Below are 429 nucleotides of genomic sequence, written 5' to 3' on the forward strand. Positions count from 1 at the left end.
GTCCGGGGCTCACACGTCGGGGTGATGAACCGGTCACGCCCGCCGTGGAGCCCTCACGTTACGTCGACGCCCGCCGACCGCGGCCCGCTTGACGAGCTCCCCCGGTGGATGCGGGGTGCAATTTGGGGCGACTTCCGCTCTTCGGGGCGCGAATCCTCCACCCGAACGGCGAAACCCGCCCCAGACCGACGGACCGCGGGTCAGGCGCGGGTGAAGCCGTCGAGGTCGGGGTCCCAGAAGGCGTCCGGGTTGTCGGAGTCGACCGTCTGCTCGTGCGCGATCGCGGGCGCGTGCGGAAAACGCCGGTGCTGGCGGAGCTCCTCGGCGGCCCACGCGAAGTCGGGCTCGTCACCGGCCCAGTCGCGGGCCGGCGCGCTCAGCACATCGTTGCCGACGCCGATGACCAGCTCGGCCTGCTCGGTCTCACCC

At 72.5% G+C, this 429-nt stretch carries 1 pseudogene; it reads right to left on the minus strand.

Going from position 1 to position 429, the window contains the following annotated elements:
• Nucleotides 1-200 precede the first annotated feature (200 nt).
• Nucleotides 201-429, minus strand: a pseudogene (locus ARTB_RS21390) (hypothetical protein); the annotation flags it as partial.

The organism is Arthrobacter humicola (genome assembly GCF_022803015.1).
Classification (GTDB): domain Bacteria; phylum Actinomycetota; class Actinomycetes; order Actinomycetales; family Micrococcaceae; genus Arthrobacter; species Arthrobacter humicola_A.